Here is an 18947-nt window from a genome sequence, read left to right as displayed (position 1 = left end):
CATTCACTGGAAATGAACGATGGAACTGACTCAACTGAAGATGGTGCAAGCCGTGGCCCGCTTCGGCAGCATCGCTCGCGCAGCCGAGCAGTTGCACTGCGTGCCGTCCAATATCACCAACCGCCTCAAGCAATTGGAAAGCGAACTGGGCACTCCCCTATTCACCCGCGTCGGACGCGGCTTGAAGATCAGTCCGGCCGGGGAAATCTTCCTCGGCTACAGCGAGCGCATCCTCGCCCTGGTGGATGAAGCCCGGCGCGCGGTGGATAGCCAGGCCGAACCCAGCGGCCTGCTGCGCCTGGGCTCGATCGAGTCCTGCGCCGGCGGCCGCCTGCCACCGCTGCTGGCCGAGTACCACCGGCGCTACCCGCAAGTCAGCGTGGAGCTGATCACCGGCACCTGGTCGCAGCTCTTCGAAGAACTGCGCCACCAGCGCATCGACGGTGCCCTGGTGGCCATCGATACCCTGCCGGCGAAACTGCAACAAACCGTGCTCTACCACGAACCCCTGGTACTGATTTCCAGTGACGGCAGCGCACCGATCCACAACGCCAGCGACCTGCAAGGCCAGCACCTGTTCATGTGGCCGGCCGGTTGCCCATATCGCCGCGCCCTGGAGAACTGGCTCGGCAAGCACGGCCTGGACCTGCCGATCACCGGTTATGCCAGCTGGGGCACCATCATCGGCTGCGTCAGCGCCGGCGCCGGGGTATCGCTGATCCCCGAGGGCGTACTGGAGCGCTACGCACAATCCTCGACCCTGCGCGTGCAACGCTTCAGCGACCTGGCCCCAGTGGATAACCGGTTCGTCTGGCATCAGGACGTGCAGCAGCACCGTGCCCGGGACGCCTTCGCGCAGTTGCTGCGCGAGACGCTCGGCGCATGAACGCACCCGGCCCCGTCATGCTTGCTGGCTATCCATCACCCCATCGATGAAGGGCGCCTTGCGGGCAAGGTACTCACCGATGCCGTCGCGATTACTGGCCTCCAGTTGCAGCTTCAGCTCCTGATACCGCTGGCGTAGCTCCACATCGGTACGCAACAGGTCGCGAAAGCCCAGCATCCGCTGGATCTGCCCATGCCCCACCAGGCACACGTGTACCTTGTGGGTCCGCACGCCTTGCACATCCCGCCGATAGAACTGATGCCCGACAGACAGGTCACTGCCCCGGACATAGCCCAGAGTCGCCATGAACGCCTCGCGCAGCACCTCGTCCCGATGCCGCGCGACCACCAGCAGCACATCGATTTCCGGCTTGGCTGCAAGTCCCGGGACAGCAGTACTGCCCACATGGTGAATGGCCAGCAGATCATCGGCAAAACCCGGCGCAATACGCTCGCGCTCGGCGGCGAACGCCAGGGGCCATTGCGGGTTGTAGAGGGATATCTTGCTGGTCAACGCCATGGTCACTCCTTGTGTAGGGGTTCGCCGGGCTCGGCTGGGACCCTGCCAGGAAGCCGCCAGGTCAGGTAAAAATCTACAGGCACGACAAAACCTGCACAGCTTGCACTGCACAAGATTCAAGAATTGGGGTGTTGGGTACAACTCATCGAGGAACGACGAGGGCGTTATGGAGGCAACCCCACCAGCCACACCCCGGCACACAATGTTCCCGCTGTGGCTGCTCCCTTCCGGGCCTGACCAGGTTAACGGGTAATCGTTGCGGGGGGACCGATGGGGTCACCATAACGACGCTCACCTGACGGCGAGCCGCGCCATTGTACCTATCTGAGTTGAAGATACAACCGCTCATTGCAGAATTAAAAACTCGAAGAGCTTCAAGCACTTGGCGAGCAACAGAGAAGAACCCGGCTCGCCTCGTCGAGTGGCGGGGCTGACTGACGAAAGCTCTCGCCAGCCAACCCTGCCCTTCAGGCGGAGGCAGGAATACCGTGCTCGCCGAGGAAGGCGACGAACGCTTCCTCGTCCAGCACCTTCAGGCCCAGCTCATTGGCCTTGGCCAGCTTGGAACCGGCGCCGGGACCGGCCACCACGCAGTGGGTCTTCGCCGAAACGGAACCTGCGACCTTGGCCCCCAGGCTCTCCAGCTTGTCCTTGGCCACGTCACGACTCATCAACTCCAGGGAGCCGGTCAGCACCCAGGTCTGGCCAGCCAGCGGCAGCCCTTCGACCACCTTCTTCTCGCTCTGCCAATGCATGCCGAAATCACGCAGCTGCTGCTCGATGGCCTGGGCCAACTGGGCATTATCGGGATTGTCGAAGAACTCGCGCACCGATTTGGCCTGCTTCTCCGGCAAGGCCTGGCGCATGTCCAGCCAGTCGGCGCCAATCACCCCCTGCAAGGAGCCGAACTTGTCCGCCAGCTTCTGCGCAGCGCCTGGGCCCACCGAAGGGATATCGAGCTTGCCGAGCATGCCACCCAGGGTCGTACTGGCGGCGAACTCGGCCGCCAGTTCACCCTGGTCCTGCAGCGCCAGCGCGCACTGATCCTCGGCCAGCAAGGCGCCGATCACTTCCTGGTTGTGACTGTCTTCGAAGAAACTGTGAATTTCATGGGCCACCTCCAAGCCGATGTCCGGCAGGTAGGTCAGCACCTGGGGCAAGGCCTGGCGAACCCGCTCCAGGGTACCCAGGGAGCGAGCCAGGACCTTGGCGGTCTCTTCGCCGACATCGGGAATACCCAGGGCGTAGACGAAGCGCGCCAGTGCCGGGCGCTTGCTGTCTTCGATAGCCTTGAGCAGTTTGTTGCTGGAAACCTCGGCGAAACCTTCCAGGTCGATGATCTGCTCGTACTTGAGCTTGTACAGGTCGGCCGGCGAGGCAATGAGCTTCTCGTCCACCAATTGCTCGATGGTCTTGTCCCCCAGGCCCTCGATATCCATGGCCCGCCGAGACACGAAGTGGATGATCGCCTGCTTGAGCTGGGCGCCACAGGCCAACCGCCCGACACAACGGTAAACCGCGCCCTCGCTGAGGGTTTCACGCCCCTTGCTGCGCTTGACCAACTGCGTGCGCTCGACTTGGGAACCGCAGACCGGACAGCTCTCGGGAATCTGCACCGGACGGGCATCCTCCGGACGACGCTCGGTGACCACTTGCACCACCTGCGGGATCACGTCGCCGGCACGCCGGATGATTACCGTGTCGCCGATCATCAGACCCAGGCGCGCCACTTCGTCCATGTTGTGCAGCGTCGCGTTGGAAACAGTCACCCCGGCGACCTTGACCGGCTTCAAGCGTGCCACCGGCGTCACCGCGCCGGTGCGACCGACCTGGAACTCTACATCCAGCAGTTCGGTGAGCTCCTCCATGGCCGGGAACTTGTGGGCAATGGCCCAGCGCGGCTCTCGGGCCCGAAAGCCCAGTTCGCGCTGGGAGGCGATGCTGTTGACCTTGAACACCACACCATCGATTTCATAAGCCAGCGCGTTGCGCCGCTCACCAATCTCGCGGTAGTACTCCAGGCACTCGTCGATCCCCTTGGCCAGGCGCAACTCGCGGCTAATGGGCATGCCCCATTGCTTGAGCTGCTCGAGGTTGCCGATATGGGTGTCGGCGATGTCCGCCGTGACCTGGCCCAACCCGTAGCAGCAGAACTCCAGGGGCCGGCTAGCGGTGATCTTCGAATCCAGCTGGCGCAGGCTACCTGCCGCGGCATTGCGCGGGTTGGCGAAGGTCTTGCCACCCACCTCCAGTTGCGTTGCGTTCAAGCGTTCGAAACCAGCCTTGGACATGAACACTTCACCGCGCACCTCCAGGGTCGCCGGCCAACCACTGCCCTGCAGCTTCAGCGGAATGTTGCGCACGGTACGCACGTTGACGCTGATGTCTTCACCGGTCGTGCCGTCGCCTCGGGTGGCGCCACGCACCAGCACGCCGTCCTGATACAAGAGGCTGACCGCCAGGCCGTCGAGCTTGGGCTCACAGCTGTACTCCACCGCCGCGCCACCACCGAACAGGTCACCCGCCGGCAGGTCCAGGCCTTCATTGACCCGGCGATCGAACTCACGCATGTCGACTTCTTCGAAGGCGTTGCCCAGGCTGAGCATGGGGATCTCATGGCGAACCTGGGTGAAGGCCGAGAGCGCTGCACTGCCGACGCGCTGGGTCGGCGAATCACTGGTCACCAGCTCCGGATGCTCGGCCTCCAGGGCCTTGAGCTCACGAAACAGGCGGTCGTATTCCGCATCCGGGATGCTCGGCTCGTCGAGCACGTGATAGCGGTAGTTGTGCAGGTCCAGCTCGGCACGCAATTCAAGAATGCGGGTTTCGGCGGCGGTCATGGAGTTCTCTCATAAAGCAAAAGAGCAGCCTAGGCTGCTCGATCTGAAGATTGGGGTTGCAGCTGCGCTGGCCAGCCAGCTCCTACAGGATAGATCCGCAGTGACTGGCCAGCGCCCAGAGATTCAACGTTTCTGGGTCAAGGCGCGGCGCTCGAACTCGACGATGCGCTGGCGGTAGTGCTCGATGGTCTGGGCAGTCAGGACGCTGCGCTGATCGTCCTTGAGCTCGCCATTGAGCTCCTGGGACAGTTTGCGCGCGGCGGCCACCATGACATCGAACGCCTGCTTTGGATGACGCGGACCTGGCAAGCCGAGGAAGAAGCTCACAGCCGGGGTGCTGAAGTGATCGATATCATCCAGATCGAAAATCCCGGGCTTGACCGCGTTGGCCATGGAGAACAGCACCTCGCCATTGCCGGCCATGCTTTCGTGGCGGTGGAAGATATCCATCTCGCCAAAGCGCAGGCCACTTTCGAGAATGTTCTGCAGCAGCGCGGGGCCCTTGAAGCCCGCGGCATCGCGGCAGATCACGCTGATTACCAGCACTTCCTCGGCCTGTGGCTGGTCCTTGTCGCCATGGCTGGACGCCTTGCCTTCATCGGCCGGGAAATCGTCGTCACGGCTGCTGAAGCTCGGGCCGTTGTCCAGATCCAGATCCAGGTTCAGGTCGCCCTGCTGCGGCTCGCTGGCACGCTTGCCACGCTTGGGCGAGGCGCTCTCGCGCGGTTCGCGCGCCGGCATGCTCACCGAAGGCAGATCATGCTCATCCAGCTGCGGTTCCTTATGGGTATCCAGCACGCGGGATGGCCCCAACAATTCGGCATTGCCATCGTCATCCGGCAAATTGGAAAGATTGCGATCAAGGCGGAACTTCAATTTGCCCTTGCCGCCGCGCATGCGCCGCCAGCCATCAAAAAGAATACCGGCGATAACAATAACGCCGATGACGATCAGCCACTCGCGCAGACCGATTTCCATGTAATCCCGTGCCTCTATAAAAAATGCTGAAAAATAAGAGGTTTACAATCTGCAAACCGCTTTAAAACGTGGCGCCAACTCTATGTTCTGAATGGCGTTTTGCCCACGCATAGGAAAAATTGACATTAAACTAGCACGACCAAAGACAACTTTACACCGTCTGTCGCAATGCTCAGGGCCAATATCTTGCGCAATAAGGGAAAATCCCCAACTTGCCCCCGACAGCCACCTCAAACCTGCGGACTCAGGCGTCCACCATCGCCATCGCCTCCTCGACATCCACGGCCACCAGACGCGAACATCCCGGTTCGTGCATCGTCACCCCCATCAACTGGTCAGCCATTTCCATGGCGATCTTATTGTGGGTGATATAGATGAACTGCACTGTCTGCGACATCTCTTTGACCAGCTTTGCATAGCGTCCAACGTTAGCGTCATCCAGCGGAGCGTCAACTTCGTCGAGCATGCAGAAAGGCGCCGGGTTCAACTTGAAGATAGCGAATACCAGGGCCAGTGCGGTCAAAGCCTTTTCACCACCGGAGAGCAAATGAATGGTGCTGTTCTTCTTGCCAGGAGGACGCGCCATGATTGTCACCCCTGTATCGAGTAGATCTTCGCCAGTCAGTTCCAAATAAGCGCTGCCGCCACCGAAAACTTTTGGAAACAATGCCTGCAAACCACCATTGATCTGGTCGAAGGTGTCCTTGAAACGATTGCGGGTTTCCTTGTCGATCTTGCGGATGACGTTTTCCAGGGTCTCCAGAGCCTGCACCAGGTCGGCATCCTGGGCATCCAGGTAGCGCTTGCGCTCGGACTGCTGCTGGTACTCGTCAATGGCCGCCAGGTTGATGGCGCCCAGCCGCTGGATTCGCGCAGCGATCCGCTCCAGCTCTTCCTCGGCGGCCTGTTCACTGGCCTCTCCCGTGAGCGTGGCCAGCACGCCCTCCAGATCATAGCCGTCGGCCAGCAATTGCTCCTGCAAGGTCTTGCGCCGCACGCTCAGGGCCTGCCACTCCATCCGCTGCTGCTCCAGCTGCCCACGGATCAATTGCGATTGCTGCTCGGCCTGGTTACGGCGCTTCTCGGCATCGCGCAACTCCCGATCGGCATCCTCCATGGCGATCTGCGCGCTCTTGAGCTCGACATCCACGCTCATGCGTTTTTCCAGCAACTCCTCGAGCTTGAGGCGCAATTCTTCCAGCGGGGCCTCCCCCTCCTCCAGGTTGAGGCTCAACTGCTCACGCTTCTCGGTCAGGCGCTCCGACTGCATCTCCAGGCGCTCCAGCGCCTGGCGGGTAGAGTCGTGCTGGGCCTTGAGCGAACCCATGCGCACGGCCAACTGATGGGCATGGTCCTTGTGCTGGCGAGCCTCCTGGCGTATCCGGTCAAGGCGTTCACGCAGGCTGTCGCGCTGGGCCAGCAGCAGTTCGCGCTGCTCGGTGTCCAGCGCCATGCTGTCCAGGGCCTCTTGCAACTGCAGGCGCGCCTCGCCAATCTGTTCGTGCTCCAGCTCGCGCTGCTCACCCAGCTCCAGCAGTTCTTCATCGAGGCGACTGCGGCGCAGGTTCAACTGCTCGGCCTTGGCCTTGCCAGCCGAGAGCAAAGCCTTCAACTCACCTTGCTGGCGAGCTTCGTCCTGTAACAGGCGCCGCAGGTGCTCACGACCGTTTTCCTGCTGGCGCTGCTGCGCTCGCAGGTTAAGCAGTTGGCTTTCCAGGTCCTCGACACTGGCTTCGCGCTCATCGCGCTCAAGAAGCAGTTGCTGGATCTCCTGGCCTCGGGCCAACACGCCACTTTCCGCCTCGCCGGCCCGACGCACCCGCAGAAAATGCCGGCCGACCCAGTAACCATCGCGACTGATCAGGCTCTGCCCCGCAGCCAGCTGGCCACGCAGGGCCAGGGCCTGCTCCAGGCTGTCCACCGGCTTGACCTGGCCCAGCCAGGGCGCCAGGTCGACCTGGGACTGCACCTTGTCCAACAAGCTGCCTGGCATGGATGCAAGCTCGCCTGGCAGGCTCAACAGACGCAGGTCGCCCTGCTCGAAACCCGCCAGGTCGATAGCGGAAAAATCCTCGACCAACACCGCGTGCAGATCGGCGCCCAGTACGGTTTCCACCGCCAGTTCCCAGCCCGCCTCCACCTGCATGCCATCGGCCAGGCGTGGCTGCTCGGCCAGTTGCTGCTCACGCAGCCATTGGGCGGTGCCGGTGCCTGGGTCCAACGCGGCCTGCTGCAAGGCCTCTAATGAGGCCAAGCGCCCGTTGAGTCGTTGCAATTCACCCTGGGCCTGCTGCTGGGCCTGACTGGCCTGCTGCAGTTGCTGGCGCAGTTGCTCCAGGCGTTCGACCTGGGACTCTTCGCTAGCCTGCAAATCCTCCAGGGTCGCCTCACTGGCGGCCAGTTGTTCGTTGAGTTCGAGCATCGCCGCATCTTCGGGATCGGCGGTCAGTTGCTCGCGCTCTTCGCCCAGGCGCCGCTGGCGTTCGGCCAGGCGCTCCAGGCTGGCTTCCAGTTGCTGGATGCGCGACTGCTGTACTTCCGCCTGGCGCCTTGGCTCGGCGGAGCTGAGGTTGAAGGCATCCCACTGCTCCTGCCAGCCATGCATGGTGGTCTCGGACTCTTCCAGGGTCGCCGCGGCTTCCTCGGCAGCCGCACTGCTGACCTCCTGCTCGGGCTCGAGCATCGCCAGCTCTTCGCCCAGGGTCGCCAGCAAGGTGCGGTCATGCCCCAGGTGCGACTCGGTCTCCAGGCGCGCGCGCTCGGCTTCTTTCAGATCGTCCTGCAACTGGCGCAGGCGCTGCTGGCCGTGCTGGATGCTCTGCTCGACCCGGGCGATATCGCCGCCGACCGAATAGAAGCGCCCCTGCACCTGGTTGAAACGCTCGGACAGCTCGTGGTGACCATCACGCAGGCGCTCGATGGCGGCATCGGCATTGCGCTGTTCGGCCACCAGTGCCTCGAAGCTGACCTCCTGGCTGCCGATCACCGACTCGCGCTGCCCCACCTGCTCGTTCAGCGCCTGCCAGCGCAGGGCCGACAGCTGCGCCTTGAGCTGGCGCTCCTCGGCCTTGTATTCCTGGTACTTCTCGGCAGCCTGGGCCTGGCGGTGCAAGCGCTCGAGCTGGCGCTCCAGCTCCTCGCGCAGGTCGGTCAGGCGGGCCAGGTTCTCATGGGTGCGGCGAATACGGTTTTCCGTCTCGCGCCGACGCTCCTTGTATTTGGAGATGCCGGCGGCTTCCTCGATGAAGTTGCGCAGGTCCTCGGGCTTGGCTTCGATCAACTTGGAGATCATGCCCTGCTCGATGATCGAGTAGCTGCGTGGCCCGAGGCCGGTGCCGAGGAAGATGTCGGTGATGTCGCGGCGACGGCACTTGGCGCCGTTCAGGTAGTAGCTGTTCTGGCTGTCGCGGGTCACCTTGCGTCGAATGGAGATCTCCGCATAGGCCGCGTACTCACCCACCAGGGTGCCATCGGAATTGTCGAATACCAGCTCGATGCTCGCCTGGCTCACCGGCTTGCGGCTGGTGGAGCCATTGAAGATGACGTCGGTCATCGACTCGCCACGCAGGTTCTTGGCAGAGCTTTCGCCCATGACCCAGCGCACGGCGTCGATGATGTTCGACTTGCCGCAGCCATTGGGCCCGACCACCGCCGCCATGTTACTGGGGAAGTTGACCGTGGTTGGATCGACGAAGGACTTGAACCCCGCCAGCTTGATGCACTTGAGTCGCACGTTTACGCATCCGCCAGGGCAGACACCACCAGGTCGCTGCTGCGCTGGCCGTAGGCCGTCAGCACCCGGCGGATCTGCGCCAGGTCACGGGCCAGTACCGCAGCCAGCAATTGCTCGAACAGTGCCAGGTACTCGCTCATGGACGCCTTGCGCTGGTCCAGCGCCAGGTAATAGGCGCGACTCATGGCCGGCTGCAGGTTCTCGACGGTCTCCTGCAGGTACGGATTGTTGGCGAAGGGATAGGCCGCACGCATCACGTTGAAGCTGTCTTCGACGAATGCACGGATGTCCTGGCCCTGGTAGGCGCTCTCCAGGCGTTGCTGGATCTGCAGGAAAGGCGCCATTTCGCTCTGCTGCTGCCACCCAGTGGCCACCGAGTTGCCCAGCAGGATGTACATCTCGCCCATCAGGGTGCAGAGGCTACGGACCTTGTGCTCGGTGAGCTCGGTCACGTGGGCGCCACGGCGCGGCAGGATGGCGATCAGATGGCGGCGCTCCAGGATCAGCAAGGCCTCGCGGACCGAGCCGCGACTGACATTGAGGGCCAAGGTGACCTTCTGTTCCTGAATGCGCTCACCAGGCTTGAGATCCCCGCGAATGATACGTTCGGCGAGGTGGTGAGCAATTTGCTCGGCGAGGCTGTCCGGCGCCTTGAACGTCATGGTTTTCCTTCAAAATCTTTAATCGGCACAAGCGGCGAAGTGTAGCGCAATTGATACCCCGGCGCGGAGTGCCACGGCAGCGGAATTTGCCATGAAACCGGCAGATAAGCGGCTGTTGGTCGGTCACGGACACCCAGCCTCCAACCCTGCACCGGCGCGCCCCGGGATCTTGGTCATACTTGAATTGTTGGGCGATGAAATTTCCTGACCTTTAAGTCAGAAAATAATTGACCGAAAAGTCAGACATGACTAAATTCGGCTCACGTCGCTTAACAACAATAATGAGTCTGCGAGGCCTTCCGTGATCCAGTTTCTCCTCAACCAGGAGCTCCGTAGCGAGCATGCCCTGGACCCGAACCTGACCGTGCTCAATTACCTGCGCGAACACCTGGGCAAGCCCGGCACCAAGGAAGGCTGTGCCAGCGGTGACTGCGGTGCCTGTACCGTAGTGGTCGGCGAGTTGCAGGTGGACGCCCAGGGCGGTGAATCCATTCGTTATCGCAGCCTCAACTCGTGCCTGACCTTCGTCTCGTCCCTGCACGGCAAGCAGTTGATCAGCATCGAAGGCCTCAAGCATCAGGGCCGCTTGCACAGCGTGCAGCAGGCCATGGTCGACTGCCACGGCTCGCAGTGCGGCTTCTGCACCCCGGGTTTCGTCATGTCGTTGTTCGCCCTGCAGAAGAACAGCAGCCAGCCCGACAGCCACAAGGCCCACGAAGCCCTGGCCGGCAACCTCTGCCGCTGCACCGGCTACCGCCCCATCCTCGCGGCGGCGCAGCAGGCGTGCAGCAGCGGCCAATGCGATCAGTTCGACACGCGCCAGGCCGAGACCATCGCCCGCCTCAAGGCCATTGCCCCCAAGGACACCGGCGAGCTCAACAGCGGTGACAAGCGCTGCCTGGTGCCCCTGACCGTCGCCGACCTGGCCGACCTCTACGACGCCTATCCCCAGGCTCGCCTGCTGGCCGGCGGCACCGACCTGGCACTGGAGGTAACGCAGTTCCACCGCACCCTGCCCGTGATGATCTACGTCGGCAATATCGCCGAGCTCAAGCGTATCGAGTACTTCGACGACCGCCTGGAAATCGGTGCGGCCACTCCCCTCACCGATTGCTACGACGCCCTGCGCGGTGAGTACCCGGACTTCGGCGAACTGCTGCAACGCTTCGCCTCGCTGCAGATCCGCAACCAGGGCACCCTGGGCGGCAATATCGGCAACGCCTCGCCCATTGGCGACTCGCCGCCGCTGCTGATCGCCCTGGGCGCACAGATCGTGCTGTGCAAGGGCCAGGTGCGCCGGACGCTGGCCCTGGAGGATTACTTCATCGACTACCGCGTCACCGCTCGCCAGGACAGCGAGTTCATCGAGAAGATCATCGTGCCCCGCGCCAGCGCCGAGCGCCAGTTCCGCGCCTACAAGGTGTCCAAGCGCCTGGACGACGATATCTCCGCGGTCTGTGCAGCCTTCAACCTGCGGATAGTCGACGGCGTGATCAAGGAAGCGTGCATCGCCTTCGGCGGCATGGCCGCCACTCCCAAGCGTGCCAGGCACTGCGAGGCGATCCTGACCGGCGCCGACTGGACCCAGGCGAGCATCGAGCAGGCCTGCGCGGCCCTGGCCCAGGACTTCACGCCGCTCTCGGATTTTCGCGCGAGCAAGGAGTACCGCCTGCTGAGCGCGCAGAACCTGCTGCGCAAGTACTTCATCGAACTGCACACACCGCACATCGAGACCCGGGTGACCGCTCATGTCTAACCAGCACAAGGTCGAAAAGACCCAGGACGAACTCACGGCCCTGTTTCGCCAGGACCTGACCACCGGCGTCGGTCGCAGCGTCAAGCACGACAGCGCCGAAAAACACGTCTCCGGCGAAGCGGTGTACATCGACGACCGCCTGGAATTCCCCAACCAGCTGCACGTCTATGCCCGGCTCTCGGACCGCGCCCACGCCCGGATCATCAGCATCGATACCGCGCCCTGCCATGCCTTCGAAGGGGTACGCATCGTCATCACCCACGAGGACATTCCCGGCCTCAAGGACATCGGCCCGCTGCTGCCCGGCGACCCGTTGCTGGCCATCGATACCGTGCAATACGTCGGCCAGCCGGTGCTGGCGGTGGCCGCCCGCGACCTGGATACCGCACGCCAGGCCGCCATGGCGGCGATCATCGAGTACGAGGACCTGGAGCCGGTGCTGGACGTAGTCGAGGCCCTGCGCAAGCGCCACTTCGTGCTCGACAGCCACACCCACCAGCGCGGCGACTCGGCCAGCGCCCTGGCCAGCGCCAGGCACCGCATCCAGGGCACCCTGCACATCGGCGGCCAGGAACACTTCTACCTGGAGACCCAGATCTCCTCGGTGATGCCCACCGAGGACGGCGGCATGATCGTCTACTGCTCGACCCAGAACCCCACCGAAGTGCAGAAGCTGGTGGCCGAGGTGCTGGATGTCTCGATGAACAAGATCGTGGTGGACATGCGCCGCATGGGTGGCGGCTTCGGCGGCAAGGAAACCCAGGCTGCCAGCCCTGCCTGCCTGTGCGCGGTGATCGCGCGCCTCACCGGCCAGCCGACCAAGATGCGCCTGCCCCGGGTCGAGGACATGCTGACGACCGGCAAGCGCCACCCCTTCTACATCGAATACGACGTGGGCTTCGACGATAGCGGCCGGCTGCACGGCATCCAGCTGGAGCTGGCGGGCAACTGCGGCTGCTCGCCGGACCTGTCGGCCTCCATCGTCGACCGGGCGATGTTCCACGCCGACAACTCGTACTACCTGGGCGACGCCACGGTCAACGGCCACCGCTGCAAGACCAACACGGCCTCCAACACCGCCTATCGCGGTTTCGGCGGCCCCCAGGGCATGGTCGCCATCGAGGAAGTGATGGATGCCATCGCCCGTCACCTGCACCTGGACCCGCTGGCCGTGCGCAAGGCCAACTACTACGGCAAGACCGAGCGCAACGTCACCCATTACTACCAGACCGTCGAGCACAACATGCTCGAGGAAATGACCGCCGAACTGGAAGCCAGCAGCCAGTATGCCGAGCGCCGCGAAGCCATCCGGCTGTACAACGCCAACAGCCCGGTGCTGAAGAAAGGCCTGGCCCTGACCCCGGTGAAGTTCGGCATCTCCTTCACCGCCAGCTTCCTCAACCAGGCCGGCGCGCTGGTCCACGTCTACACCGACGGCAGCATCCACCTCAACCATGGCGGCACCGAAATGGGCCAGGGCCTGAACACCAAGGTGGCCCAGGTGGTGGCCGAGGTCTTCCAGGTCGATATCGGCCGGGTGCAGATCACCGCCACCAATACCGACAAGGTGCCCAATACCTCGCCGACCGCGGCCTCCAGCGGAGCCGACCTCAACGGCAAGGCGGCGCAGAACGCGGCGCAGACCATCAAGGACCGGCTGGTGGAGTTCGCCGCGCGCAAGTACCAGGTCAGCGAGGAAGACGTGGAGTTCCACAACGGCCACGTGCGGGTTCGCGAGCTGATCCTGACCTTCGAGGAACTGATCCAGCAGGCGTATTTCGCCCAGGTGTCGCTGTCCAGCACCGGCTTCTACAAGACGCCGAAGATCTACTACGACCGCGCCCAGGCCCGTGGCCGGCCGTTCTACTACTTTGCCTTCGGCGCGGCCTGCGCCGAGGTGCTCGTCGATACCCTGACCGGCGAATACAAGATGCTGCGCACCGATATCCTGCATGACGTCGGCGCCTCGCTGAACCCGGCCATCGACATCGGCCAGGTGGAAGGCGGCTTCATCCAGGGCATGGGCTGGCTGACCACCGAGGAATTGGTATGGAACGCCAAGGGCAAGCTGATGACCAACGGCCCGGCCAGCTACAAGATCCCGGCGGTGGCCGACATGCCGGCGGACCTGCGGGTCAAGCTGGTGGAAAACCGCAAGAACCCGGAAGACACGGTGTTCCACTCCAAGGCAGTGGGTGAGCCGCCGTTCATGCTCGGCATCGCCGCCTGGTGCGCCATCAAGGATGCGGTGGCCAGCCTCGGCGACTACCGGCACCAGCCACGGATCGACGCCCCGGCGACCCCGGAGCGGGTGCTCTGGGGTTGTGAACAGATGCGCCAGCTGCAGGTGGCGAAGGCCGTAGAGAGCGAATCCGAGCTGGCTCCGCTCTAGCCCCAGGTGCGCCTGTCGCGGGCAGCCTGGCTCCTACCGTAGGAACCAGGCTGCCCGCGATGAGGCCGGAACAGACAACAGCGATGTCGAGGTGAACATGTACAACTGGATCAGCGCCCTCGCCGACCTGCAGAACCAGGGTGAGCCCTGCGTGCTGGTGACCATCATCGAAGAGCTGGGCTCGACCCCGCGCAACGCCGGTTCGAAGATGGTGGTCAGCGCCAGCCGGGCCTTCGACACCATCGGCGGCGGCCACCTGGAATACAAGGCCATGCAGATCGCCCGGCAGATGCTCGCCAGCGGCCAGCAGGGCACGCATTTGGAGCGCTTCAGCCTCGGCGCCAGCCTCGGCCAGTGCTGCGGTGGGGCCACGGTGCTGCTGTTCGAGCCCATGAGCCAGGTGCAGGCGCAAATTGCCGTATTCGGTGCCGGCCATGTCGGCCGCGCCCTGGTACCCTTGCTCGCCGCGCTGCCCTGCCGGGTACGCTGGATCGACTCGCGGGAGCAGGAATTCCCCGAACAGATTCCCCAGGGGGTACGCAAGATCGTCAGCGAGGAACCGGTGGACGAGATCGACGACCTGCCCCCAGGCAGCTATTGCATCATCATGACCCATAATCACCAGCTGGACCTGGAGTTGACCGCCGCCCTGCTCAAGCGCAACGATTTCACCTATTTCGGCCTGATCGGCTCCAGGACCAAGCGGGTGAAGTTCGAACATCGCCTGCGCGATCGCGGCTTCGACGCCGCCACCGTGCAACGCATGCGTTGCCCCATGGGGCTGGGCGAGGTCAAGGGCAAGCTGCCCGTGGAAATCGCCATCTCCATCGCCGGTGAAATCATCGCCACCTACAACGCCCATTTCGGCCAGCCCAGCGTCACCGCCGAACCCATTGCCCAGCTGCTGCCGGCCTCGCGCCGCAGCCAGGCCTCGAACTGAAACAGCCACACACTTGAGAATGACCATGTCCCAGACTCGCAAAGCCTACCGTGCCGCCATCCTGCACAGCATCGCCGACCCGGCGGAGGTCGGAATCGAAGCCTCCTACGAGTACTTCGAGGACGGCCTGCTGGTGGTGGAGAACGGCCGGATCAGCGCCCTCGGCCATGCCAGCGAACTGCTCGCGAGCCTGCCCGCCGAGGTGCCGGTGAACCATTACCCGGACGCGCTGATCACCCCGGGCTTCATCGACACCCATATCCACCTGCCACAGACCGGCATGGTCGGCGCCTACGGCGAGCAACTGCTGGACTGGCTCAATACCTACACCTTCCCCTGCGAAAGCCAGTTCGCCGACCGGGCCCACGCCGACGAAGTGGCCGATGTGTTCATCAAGGAACTGCTGCGCAACGGCACCACCACCGCCCTGGTGTTCGGCAGCGTGCACCCGCAGTCGGTGGACGCCTTTTTCAGCGCCGCGCAGAAGCTCGACCTGCGGATGATCGCCGGCAAGGTGATGATGGACCGCAACGCCCCGGACTACCTGGTCGACACCGCCGAGTCCGGCTACCAGGACAGCAAGGCGTTGATCGAACGCTGGCATGGCAAGGGCCGCCTGCACTACGCAGTGACCCCGCGCTTCGCCCCCACCAGCACCCCGCAGCAGCTGACCCTGGCTGGCCAGTTGCTCAAGGAGTATCCCGATCTCTACATGCAGACCCACATCAGCGAGAACCTGCAGGAGATCGAATGGGTCAAGGAGCTGTTCCCCGAGCGCAAGGGCTACCTGGACGTCTACGACCACTACCAGTTGCTGGGCGAACGCTCGGTGTTCGCCCATGGCGTGCACCTGTGCGACGACGAGTGCGCGCGCCTGGCGCAGACCGGCTCGGCGGTGGCCTTCTGCCCGACCTCGAACTTCTTCCTCGGCAGCGGCCTGTTCAACCTGCCGATGGCCGAGAAGCACAAGCTCAATGTCGGCCTGGGCACCGATATCGGCGCCGGCACCAGCTTCTCGCTGCTCAACACCCTCAATGAGGCCTACAAGGTCATGCAGTTGCAGGGCGCGCGCCTGAGTCCGTTCAAATCCCTGTACCTGGCCACCCTCGGCGGCGCCCGGGCCCTGCGCCTGGAAGAACGAATCGGTACCCTGCACCCCGGCACCGACGCCGACTTCCTGGTGCTGGACTACAAGGCCACGCCGCTGCTGGAGTACCGCCTGCAACAGGCCAAGAGCATCGCCGAGACCCTGTTCGTGCTGATGACCCTGGGCGACGACCGCACCGTGCTGCAGACCTACGCCGCCGGCCAGCAAGTGCACCAGCGCTGATCGCCCCCAACGCCAAGCATCCCCCGCTCGACGCCGCTCGACCGGGGGATTTTTCATGGTGTCGCAACCTGCTGCGCACGCTTGCGCCGACCATCGGCAAAGCGCTCACGCGGATGGGCCCGCACTGCGTATCATCTGCCCCGTCGCCCGGGCCCTGCTGCTCTGTCCCGGGCCCCATGGAGCAACAAGGGGCATCGCCGCAGGCCGCCCCCGAACCGGAAGAAAACACATGAGAGAGCTAGCCGAACTCGGCATCTACTACCAGAACTGCGTCATCGAACGGCCCATCCCGAGCCTGGATGAGATCGCCGAATTCCAGGCCAGGCAGGGCGTCACCCTGCCCGCGGACTACCTGCAGTTCCTGCGCACGGTCAATGGCGGCGCGCCCACGCTGAACTTCTTCGAGAACGACGAGGCCGCCTTCGCCATCGAGGCCTTCCACTACCTGGCCCTGGAAAACGATCCGGACGACAGCTACAGCATCGCCGTGGCCTCCGAGTGGCCTTGCGAGGAACTGGGCAGGAAGGTGATCGCCATCGCCGGGGACGGCAGCGGCGACCAACTCATCATCGACCCGAGCCTGGGCCCCGAGGTGCGCCTGTGGCGACACGACGACGGTAGCGAGCCGGAGATTCTCGCCCCCAGCTTCGAGGCGTTGCTGGCCGGCCTCAAGCCCGATCCGGAAGAGGACGAGTAAAGCACCGGCCAGTGATCAGCGGTGTTGAACGAGCCCCGGGGGCTTTGACTCCAGGGGCCACCGCTCCAGCTAGAAGGTCACTTCCAGGTTCAGGGTCGGTGCCGAAGTGCGAGTGCCACGGCCGCCATCCACGCCGAACTTGTTGTGCCAGTACTCGTAGCCAACCCCGAGGTAGAGGTTGGGCTTGACGTTCTTGCCCGGCAGCACGGCGAACATCAACGAGGTGCGCATCAGGGTTTCCGGAGCCGTGTCACGGCCGTTGTAGTCATGGCCCTTCTCCCCGATGTAGTTGACGAAGCCCTGGAACTTGGCCGCATGGCTGCCCACCTCGAATGGCCGCATCCAGGCCAGGTTGAGCAGGTAGGTATCGTCGAAGGTATGGTCCGGGTCCTTGGCCCCCGGGATGCCCGAATGGTTGTTTTCCTTGTAGTACAGCAGGCTCAGGTCGAACACACCGACGGTGTTGAACTTCAGGGTCGGGCCGAACACCAGGGCGCGTTTCTTCGCCGACCCCAAGTTGTTGTTGCGGCTGGCGTCGAAACCCAGGGTCAGGGCGTAGTCCTTGACCAGGCCTGTGCCCAGGGGCGTATCCAGCACCCGTGAGGCGAAGAGCTGGTGACGATAGACGCCATACACTTCGCTGCTGCCCTTGTTGGTGCCCTTGCGCGGGTCGTCGTTGTCGGAGAGCAGCACGTCCAGGTGCAGGTAGTTGCTGCCGTACTGGTAGCCGCTGGCGTGGGTGAAGCTGTAGATGCGCTTGCTGATGTAGTGCGGGTTGTTGGGATTGGTGAATTCCTTGCCATAGCGAAAGCCCACGCTATTGCTCATCCATTCCAGGGCGGTCGCTTGCCCCGCTCCGACCAAGGTCATCAGCAGGGTCGCGCCTTGTAGTGCCTTTTTCATTTTTATTATGTCCTGTGGCGGTGTGGCTCATGACAGCTTCGCTGGCTGCCGACCGGCGCAGTATCGGCACAAGCGCCGCAGGAGCCAAAGCACAGAATATCGCCCGGCGTGCTGCCAAAACGGCAGCACCGGGCTAATGCCGGTCAGTTAAGCGAGGCGATCCCCTATAGGCGCGAAGCTTGCTCGCAAGGGTCGTCAACGGTGGCGCGTATTGACTGGGTAAACGCAGCGCTCTGAAGCCCATCGCGGGTACGCCTCGCTCCTACAACTTCCTTAGCTGATCGACATTGAGCGTCGGCTGGCGGCAAGTGCGCTCGGCGCGCTGGCGTGCACCGATCTCTTCATCGAGCAAATGAGCCAGGACCTCCACCGCGCCAGGCAATTCGCGACCGCTGCGGGCATAAAGCCCCAGGTCACTGTAGATGCCGCCCTGGTCGCTCAAGGGGATGTGCAGCAACTCCCCCTTGGCCAGGTCCGCTTCGACCCCGATTCGGGTCTGGAAAGCCACGCCCATGCCGTGCCGGGCCATCTGCCGGGCCAGCTCCAGGGAATTGCTTTGCAATGGCGGCTTGTCCAACAGTCCCAGGCCTTTGTGCAAGGGCGCCAGCAAGTGATGGATCGAGAGCTGGCTCTTGGCCAGGATCAGGCCGTGCTCGGCGCAAGTGGCGAAATTCACGCTGCCGCGGTCGGCCAGGGGATGCTCGGGACTGACCAGCGCCCCCAGGCGAAAGTGACCAACGCTCAGTTGACGAATCTCCGGCGCCCTGGGCAAGGCGAACGCCAGGCCCAGGTCGGCGCGGTTATTGATCAGCGCCAGGGGGATCGCCTGTGAGCCCTGCACAGTGACACCGATCGTCACCTGAGGATGCAGGCTACGCATGCGCCTGAGCACCGCGGGCAACAACTCGACCGTAGCCCCCTCCACCGTGGCGATCTCCACATGCCCACTCTTCAGGCCGCGCAAGGCATCGAACTCCAGCCGCACTCGCTCCAGGTCTTGCAGCACAAGGCTGACATGGCGACTGAAGACTTCCCCGGCCAGGGTCAAGCGCAAGCCACCGGGCAAGCGCTCGAACAGCGATGCACCGATCTCGTCCTCGATCTTGAGGATCTGCCGATTCACGGCCGAAGACGCGACATTCAAGCGCCGGGCCGCCTCGCGGATCGAGTGGCAGCGACGCACCATGTCGAAATAATGGATCGCGGAAGAATGAATACGCAGCGCTCTGCCGCTCATGCCCTGGACTCCTTGCGCGGGACGAAAGGCGACCTCGGGCCGGCAAAATGCCGGCCGCAGGCCTCAAGGCAGCA

Annotated in this window: 13 protein-coding genes and 1 other RNA gene; 6 read left to right on the top strand and 8 right to left on the bottom strand. The window is 63.6% G+C overall.

The window, feature by feature from the left end; translation table 11 throughout:
• Positions 1 to 19: 19 nt before the first annotated feature.
• Positions 20 to 886 (top strand): LysR family transcriptional regulator, encoded by an 867-nt coding sequence (locus tag C4K39_RS09810; protein ID WP_124346243.1) that lies wholly within the window; start codon positions 20 to 22, stop codon positions 884 to 886.
• A 15-nt stretch (positions 887 to 901) separates the two neighbouring features.
• Here C4K39_RS09810 and C4K39_RS09805 read toward each other — a convergent pair whose 3' ends face one another.
• From C4K39_RS09805 to C4K39_RS09780, 6 genes are all read right to left on the bottom strand, one after another.
• On the bottom strand, positions 902 to 1405 hold the full coding sequence (locus C4K39_RS09805; RefSeq protein ID WP_124346242.1) for a GrpB family protein: 504 nt from the start codon (positions 1403 to 1405) through the stop codon (positions 902 to 904).
• Positions 1406 to 1581: 176 nt separating this feature from the next.
• Positions 1582 to 1678: signal recognition particle sRNA small type (gene ffs / locus C4K39_RS09800), an RNA gene on the bottom strand.
• 194 nt (positions 1679 to 1872) lie between these two features.
• The gene (ligA, locus tag C4K39_RS09795; protein WP_124346241.1) at positions 1873 to 4245 is read right to left on the bottom strand and encodes an NAD-dependent DNA ligase LigA; all 2373 of its coding nucleotides are present in this window, start codon (positions 4243 to 4245) and stop codon (positions 1873 to 1875) included.
• A 123-nt stretch (positions 4246 to 4368) separates the two neighbouring features.
• Complete coding sequence (gene zipA / locus C4K39_RS09790) at positions 4369 to 5223, bottom strand: cell division protein ZipA (RefSeq protein WP_068577227.1); 855 nt, start codon at positions 5221 to 5223, stop codon at positions 4369 to 4371.
• A gap of 244 nt (positions 5224 to 5467) precedes the next feature.
• Positions 5468 to 8956: a chromosome segregation protein SMC gene (gene smc, locus C4K39_RS09785; RefSeq protein WP_124346240.1), complete on the bottom strand. Its 3489-nt coding sequence runs from the start codon at positions 8954 to 8956 to the stop codon at positions 5468 to 5470.
• 2 nt (positions 8957 to 8958) lie between these two features.
• Positions 8959 to 9618: a GntR family transcriptional regulator gene (locus C4K39_RS09780; RefSeq protein WP_068577232.1), complete on the bottom strand. Its 660-nt coding sequence runs from the start codon at positions 9616 to 9618 to the stop codon at positions 8959 to 8961.
• 301 nt (positions 9619 to 9919) lie between these two features.
• On the opposite strand from C4K39_RS09780, the gene xdhA reads away from it, so the two are divergent.
• From xdhA to C4K39_RS09755, 5 genes are all read left to right on the top strand, one after another.
• Entirely contained in the window at positions 9920 to 11374 is a 1455-nt protein-coding gene (gene xdhA, locus C4K39_RS09775; protein ID WP_124346239.1) for a xanthine dehydrogenase small subunit, read from the top strand.
• Positions 11367 to 13766: a xanthine dehydrogenase molybdopterin binding subunit gene (xdhB, locus tag C4K39_RS09770; protein WP_068577236.1), complete on the top strand. Its 2400-nt coding sequence runs from the start codon at positions 11367 to 11369 to the stop codon at positions 13764 to 13766. The genes xdhA and xdhB overlap by 8 nt, the downstream gene beginning before the upstream one ends.
• Positions 13767 to 13863: 97 nt before the next feature.
• Positions 13864 to 14706 carry a xanthine dehydrogenase accessory protein XdhC gene (gene xdhC, locus C4K39_RS09765; RefSeq protein ID WP_124346238.1) on the top strand — a complete coding sequence of 281 codons (843 nt, stop codon included), beginning with the start codon at positions 13864 to 13866 and terminating at the stop codon, positions 14704 to 14706.
• Positions 14707 to 14731: 25 nt separating this feature from the next.
• Positions 14732 to 16036, top strand: a complete 1305-nt coding sequence (gene guaD / locus C4K39_RS09760; RefSeq protein ID WP_053135927.1) for a guanine deaminase — start codon at positions 14732 to 14734, stop codon at positions 16034 to 16036.
• Positions 16037 to 16265: 229 nt separating this feature from the next.
• The gene (locus C4K39_RS09755; RefSeq protein WP_068577239.1) at positions 16266 to 16733 is read left to right on the top strand and encodes an SMI1/KNR4 family protein; all 468 of its coding nucleotides are present in this window, start codon (positions 16266 to 16268) and stop codon (positions 16731 to 16733) included.
• Positions 16734 to 16802: 69 nt separating this feature from the next.
• Here the strand turns inward: C4K39_RS09755 and C4K39_RS09750 are convergent, their stop codons facing one another.
• Positions 16803 to 17636 carry a nucleoside-binding protein gene (locus C4K39_RS09750; protein WP_124346236.1) on the bottom strand — a complete coding sequence of 278 codons (834 nt, stop codon included), beginning with the start codon at positions 17634 to 17636 and terminating at the stop codon, positions 16803 to 16805.
• A gap of 262 nt (positions 17637 to 17898) precedes the next feature.
• Complete coding sequence (locus C4K39_RS09745; protein ID WP_124346235.1) at positions 17899 to 18873, bottom strand: LysR family transcriptional regulator; 975 nt, start codon at positions 18871 to 18873, stop codon at positions 17899 to 17901.
• Between the last annotated feature and the right edge of the window lie 74 nt (positions 18874 to 18947).

The sequence above is a fragment of the Pseudomonas sessilinigenes genome, from assembly GCF_003850565.1.
Classification (GTDB): Bacteria; Pseudomonadota; Gammaproteobacteria; order Pseudomonadales; family Pseudomonadaceae; genus Aquipseudomonas; species Aquipseudomonas sessilinigenes.
This window is presented reverse-complemented; position numbering and strand designations above follow the sequence as displayed.

Coding starts and splice junctions, on each gene's coding strand:
- C4K39_RS09745 (WP_124346235.1), bottom strand. CDS start 18,873: ATGAGCGGCAGAGCGCTGCGTATTCATTCTTCCGCGATCCATTATTTC.
- ligA (WP_124346241.1), bottom strand. CDS start 4,245: ATGACCGCCGCCGAAACCCGCATTCTTGAATTGCGTGCCGAGCTGGAC.
- zipA (WP_068577227.1), bottom strand. CDS start 5,223: ATGGAAATCGGTCTGCGCGAGTGGCTGATCGTCATCGGCGTTATTGTT.
- C4K39_RS09810 (WP_124346243.1), top strand. CDS start 20: ATGGAACTGACTCAACTGAAGATGGTGCAAGCCGTGGCCCGCTTCGGC.
- C4K39_RS09755 (WP_068577239.1), top strand. CDS start 16,266: ATGAGAGAGCTAGCCGAACTCGGCATCTACTACCAGAACTGCGTCATC.
- guaD (WP_053135927.1), top strand. CDS start 14,732: ATGTCCCAGACTCGCAAAGCCTACCGTGCCGCCATCCTGCACAGCATC.
- C4K39_RS09805 (WP_124346242.1), bottom strand. CDS start 1,405: ATGGCGTTGACCAGCAAGATATCCCTCTACAACCCGCAATGGCCCCTG.
- C4K39_RS09780 (WP_068577232.1), bottom strand. CDS start 9,618: ATGACGTTCAAGGCGCCGGACAGCCTCGCCGAGCAAATTGCTCACCAC.
- xdhC (WP_124346238.1), top strand. CDS start 13,864: ATGTACAACTGGATCAGCGCCCTCGCCGACCTGCAGAACCAGGGTGAG.
- C4K39_RS09750 (WP_124346236.1), bottom strand. CDS start 17,636: ATGAAAAAGGCACTACAAGGCGCGACCCTGCTGATGACCTTGGTCGGA.
- xdhB (WP_068577236.1), top strand. CDS start 11,367: ATGTCTAACCAGCACAAGGTCGAAAAGACCCAGGACGAACTCACGGCC.